This is a genomic window from Candidatus Thiosymbion oneisti, from assembly GCF_900092655.1.
Lineage (GTDB): Bacteria > Pseudomonadota > Gammaproteobacteria > Chromatiales > Chromatiaceae > Thiosymbion > Thiosymbion oneisti.
The window spans coordinates 1-5,000 of the sequence record NZ_FLUY01001030.1 but is presented as its reverse complement, the minus strand read 5'-3'; the positions used below and the strand labels follow the sequence as shown (position 1 = coordinate 5,000).

Annotated in this window: 4 protein-coding genes (1 of these 4 running past the window's edge); 3 read left to right on the top strand and 1 reads right to left on the bottom strand. The window is 61.6% G+C overall.

Annotated features, from left to right (window positions below; genetic code table 11):
• The 3 genes from murU to BQ17_RS10625 all read left to right on the top strand — a co-directional run.
• Positions 1–151 carry the end of an N-acetylmuramate alpha-1-phosphate uridylyltransferase MurU gene (gene murU / locus BQ17_RS10635; RefSeq protein WP_089726894.1) on the top strand. It extends 518 nt beyond the left edge of the window, so 151 of the gene's 669 nt are visible here — the last part of the coding sequence; the start codon falls outside the window, past its left edge; it ends in the stop codon at positions 149–151.
• A gap of 305 nt (positions 152–456) precedes the next feature.
• A complete protein-coding gene (locus BQ17_RS10630) occupies positions 457–1,875 on the top strand; it encodes a glutamate-cysteine ligase family protein (RefSeq protein WP_089726892.1) in 1,419 nt (472 codons plus the stop codon).
• 154 nt (positions 1,876–2,029) lie between these two features.
• Positions 2,030–3,064 carry a M14 family metallopeptidase gene (locus BQ17_RS10625; protein ID WP_089726890.1) on the top strand — a complete coding sequence of 345 codons (1,035 nt, stop codon included), beginning with the start codon at positions 2,030–2,032 and terminating at the stop codon, positions 3,062–3,064.
• A 629-nt stretch (positions 3,065–3,693) separates the two neighbouring features.
• Here the strand turns inward: BQ17_RS10625 and asd are convergent.
• Entirely contained in the window at positions 3,694–4,809 is a 1,116-nt protein-coding gene (asd, locus tag BQ17_RS10620; protein ID WP_089726888.1) for an aspartate-semialdehyde dehydrogenase, read from the bottom strand.
• Between the last annotated feature and the right edge of the window lie 191 nt (positions 4,810–5,000).

Sequence of the window (5,000 nt, the reverse complement as noted above, 5' to 3'; positions counted from 1 at the left end):
GGGCGGGGCCTTTCCCTTGGCCCCCCTGCTGCGCGCCGCGATGGAACGCGGTCTGGTGAGCGGCGAACACTATGCAGGCCGCTGGCTCGACATCGGCACGCCGGAGCGTTTACAGGCGCTCGACCGAATGCTGAAGCGCGGTGATTCGTAGTAAGCCCGGTCCCCCGGAAACGGATTTCGTTCTCTCGTTCCCACGCGCTGCGTGGGAACGAGAAAATGGACCAAGAATCGTCGATGATGACGAGCCGATTGCAATCGATTTGCGTTGATTCGCGTTCATTTGCGGAAAAAAATGATTCTCATGTTATCGGTACTTGGGTATCGCTGTACTGGGATTCCTTATGGGATTCCTTGATGGACCCGCATCTTTAACAAATGGGTCAAGTTTTTGCACTGCACAAAAAATTCACGCCTCGTCGGTCTGAGGCGAAGCCTCGCTAGTCTTCGGTCAATATCATGGGCCAGGAAATCGATACATCCCACTTTACGCCAGCCGACTTCGAGACCTTTGGGATACGCCTGCGCCAGGAAACAGAGCTGCTGGAGGGCTGGTTCCGGGACGGTGTCTTTGCCTCGACCCCCAAGGTCGGAGGCTTCGAGCTCGAGGCCTATCTGGTTGCGGCCGATCTGAGTCCCGCCCCGATCGTCGAGTCCTTTCTGGAACGTCTGGCCGACCCCCTGGTTGTGCCGGAGCTGGCTACCTTCAACGCCGAGATAAACGGTACCCCACAACGCCTGCGGGGGGACGCCCTGAGCCGACTGGCGGTAGAGCTGGAGGCCACCTGGAAACACTGTGTACAGGCTGCGGCCGGACTCGATGCTCGACTGGCCATGATCGGCATCTTGCCGACGGTGCGGCCGGAACATCTCGACATGGCGCACATGAGTCCGCTCAATCGTTACCGCGCACTCAATGAACAGATCCTCCAGCTGCGCCGGAGGCGTCCCTTCACCCTGAATATCCGGGGCAAAGATCACTTGTTCCTGGAACCGCAGAACGTGATGACGGAGTCGGCTACTACCTCCTTCCAGATCCATCTGCAGGTGAGCCCGGAGGAAGCGGGCCGACTCTATAACTGGTCCAAGGTACTGGCCGCCCCCATGGTGGCCGTCAGCGCCAACTCCCCCTTTCTATTCGGCTGCGACCTGTGGGAGGAAAGCCGCATTCCCCTGTTCGAGCAGGCGTTCTCAGTGGGCGGCCCCTTTTTCCGCGAGCGGGCCACCTTCGGACTGCGCTATGTGGAAGACTCGGTGCTCGAGTGCTTCCACGCCAACCTGGATCGCTTCCCGGTGCTGCTGCCGCAGGTTATGGACGAACCTCCCGAGCGGCTCGCCCATCTGCGTCTGCACAATGGGACCATCTGGCGCTGGAACCGACCGCTGATCGGTTTCGATGCCGCCGGTACTCCCCATCTGCGGATCGAGCATCGAGTCATGCCCGCCGGCCCTAGCATTGCGGACGCCATCGCCAACGCGGCCCTCTATTTCGGCACCGTCCAGTCCTTTGCCGGGGAGGGCACGCACCCCCGGCGGCACCTGCCCTTCAGCGTCGCCAGAGGCAATTTTTACCAGGCCGCGCGTGAGGGACTCGACGCCGAAGTGGAGTGGCTCGACAGGCGTCCATCGACCCTCCGGCAAGTATTGACGGACGATCTTCTCCCCCGGGCGAGCCGGGGCCTGACCGCGCTCGGCATCGATGCTTCAGAGATAGATCGGTGGCTGGGCATCATCGCCGACAGGCTGCGGACCGGACAAACCGGGTCTGCCTGGCAGCGGGCCTGGATCGCGCGGCATGGACGCGACCTGACGGCCCTGACCGCCGCCTATCTGGAGCACCAGGAGTCCGGTCTGCCCGTCCACCAGTGGCCCCTTTGATTACTCCGTAGCACAGATGAATGATGAGTGATGAGTGATGAGTGATGAATGCGGGAGCAGTCATCTCCCTCATCATTCATCATTCCGCATTCATCATTCATCTGCCCGATCCCTCGCTACGAACCTGTAAATCAGACAGGCCCCAGACTAAAACATGCTGCAGGAACTCCACGCACTCCCCGCCGGTCTTGCGGAGACCGGCCCCCGCGACCTGGAGGCCGCGCTCGGCGGCCCGACCCTGATCCATCTTCCCGGAGACCGGGAGCCGCCCCTGTTTGTATCCGTGCTCCTGCACGGCAACGAGCCGGTGGGGTGGAACGCCCTGCGCTCCCTGCTCGCCGATTACCGGAAACGCTTCGGTACCTTGCGCCTACCGCGCACCCTGAGTCTGTTCATCGGCAACGTCTCCGCCGCCGCTTCAGGGGTACGCCGTCTCCCGGGTCAACCCGACTACAACCGGATCTGGCCCGGCTGTGAATCCCCCCCCACGCCGGAGCACACCATGATGCAACAGGTCGTCGCCATCATGCGGCGACGCGGCATCTTCGCCAGCGTGGATATCCACAGCAATACCGGCTGTAACCCCCACTATGGTTGCGTCAATGTCCTGGACAATCGCTATCTGCACCTGGCAATCCTGTTCAGCCGCACCCTGGTCTATTTCACCCGACCTTGCGGCGTGCAATCCCTCGCCATGAGTCGGCTGGGCCCGGCGGTAACCTTGGAGTGCGGAAAGGAGGGGGAAAAGCACGGCGTGGACCACGCCCGTGACTATCTGGATGCCTGCCTGCACCTATCCGCGTTGCCGAAACACCCGGTAGTCTCCAGGGATATGGACCTCTTCCACACCGTCGCCCAAGTCAAGATACCGGAGGCCGTGAGCTTCGGGTTTCCACCGGGGCAAGCCGACATCCTGTTAAGCCCGGAGCTGGAGCGCTTCAACTTCCGGGAGCTGCCCCGCGGCACTACCCTTGGCCGCGTGAACGCGCACCAGAGGGTCCGGCTCGAGGTCCGAGACGAGCAAGGCAGGAATGTCGCTGACCGTTACTTCTCCATCGCCCAAGGCGAGCTGCGCCTGAAGTTGCCGGTAATGCCCGCCATGCTCACCCGTGACGAGGCCGCCATTCGCCAGGATTGCCTGTGTTACCTCATGGAACGCTGCGACGACCAGTTCCCACAGCGGCAATGAACACGCATGATCTTATGCGAACTTGAGAATGCTCAACTCAACCCACAGATAGCGGGGGTCAAACCTTTTTCCCCCGCTGGGAGAATTACACGACCACTACATGTTAAGCACGACCTAAGAAGCTGTTTGGTTAAAACGGATCCTAGCGTCGTGTTGCGTTACGCCGCGTTCGACACCGTGCCTGTCCGGGCGTGGTCCTGGATTATTTGGCGTTGGCTGGAGGGAAAAGATCCCTCCTGCGTCGGGACAAGTCCGGCGTGTTGGGTTACGGCGCGTTCGGCTCCGTCGCTGTACTTCGGGATCGGACAGCGCGCCTAACCCAACCTACACGCAATGCGAGGTCCGCGCGGGCAGGCCGCGCGGGAGGTCATGTGGGTGTAGGTTGCGTTAAGACGCTGGCATGACCCAAGCAGACGATCAGCGAGCCTTTGGGCGTCGAACGCAACACGCCAAACCCTCCGGACAACGCCGAATAATTCAGGATCGCACCCGCAACACGTCCGGTCCCCCAAACAGCGCCAAATCATTCAGGATTGCTTTTAACCAGACAGCCTCTAAATCCGATTTGCGTCTATTTCGCGTTCATTTGCGGCAAAAAATGATTCCTCGGTACTGCTCTGCTGGACATATTAAGGTTCGAGCAACAAACGCAGCATACGGCGCAAGGGCTCGGCCGCTCCCCACAAGAGCTGATCGCCGACGGTGAAGGCCGAGAGGTACCGTTCGCCCAGATTTAGCTTGCGCAACCGCCCCACCGGTATCTCCAGGGTGCCGGTGACCGCCGCCGGCGAAAGTGCCTGCACCGTAGCCTCCCGCTCATTGGGGACCAGGGTCACCCAATCGTTGGCGGAGTCGATCATGTCCTCGATCTCATCCAGCGGAATGTCACCGCTGAGCTTGATGGTCAGTCCTTGGCTGTGGCAACGCATGGCCCCGACCCGCACGCAGGTACCGTCGATGGGGATGGGCCGGCCCTGGCGCCCGAGGATCTTGTTGGTCTCCGCCATGCCCTTCCATTCCTCCCGGCTTTGACCGTTCTCGAGCTGGGTGTCGATCCAGGGAATCAGGCTCCCCGCCAAGGGGACGCCGAATCGGGCCGTGGGAAATCGCGCCCCGCGCATGGTCTCGGTCACCACCCGGTCGATGTCCAGGATGGCGGAAGCGGGGTCCGCCAGCAGCTCGGTTACGCTGTCGTGGAGGATACCCATCTGGGCGAGGAGCTCACGCATGTGCTGGGCACCGGCGCCGGAGGCGGCCTGATAGGTCATGGCGCTGACCCATTCCACCAGGCCGTGCCGGAACAGCCCTCCCAGGGCCATGAGCATGAGGCTGACCGTGCAGTTGCCGCCGATGAAATCCCGCTTGCCTGCGGCGAGGGCCACATCGATGACCTCGCGATTGACCGGGTCGAGTACGATGACGCTGTCGGACGCCATGCGCAGGGTCGAGGCGGCATCGATCCAATAGCCTCGCCAGCCCCTGGCTCTCAGATCCGGGTAGACCGCCTGCGTGTAGCTGCCCCCCTGACAGGTCAGCACCAAATCCATGGCGGCCAAGGCGTCGAGATCCCGGGCGTCTTGCAGAGGGGCGCTGCCCCTGCCCAGGTCCGGCCCATCCTGACCGACCTGGGACGTGGAAAAAAAGACCGGCTCGTCGATGTCCGCGAAGTCCTGTTCCTCACGCATCCGATCCATGAGCACCGAACCCACCATGCCGCGCCATCCTACGAAGCCGACTCGATTCATCTTCAACTCCTATTCCTCGGAATCTCCGGGCAGACCAAACACCCGCCCTCACTTACCGAGAAAATCGAAAATAATGCTGCGTTCGCCCCCTTGGGAGGGTGTCGCAAAAGTCCTTTCGGGTAGTGGATAAATTCTAAATGCTGAAGTCTGCCAACCCCTCCCTCGTCATTCCGGCAGGGATTGCCGGAATC

What these genes read in the sequence shown, in the direction of transcription:
- BQ17_RS10630 (WP_089726892.1), top strand. Translation starts at nt 457, where the DNA reads ATGGGCCAGGAAATCGATACATCCCACTTTACGCCAGCCGACTTCGAG.
- BQ17_RS10625 (WP_089726890.1), top strand. Translation starts at nt 2,030, where the DNA reads ATGCTGCAGGAACTCCACGCACTCCCCGCCGGTCTTGCGGAGACCGGC.
- asd (WP_089726888.1), bottom strand. Translation starts at nt 4,809, where the DNA reads ATGAATCGAGTCGGCTTCGTAGGATGGCGCGGCATGGTGGGTTCGGTG.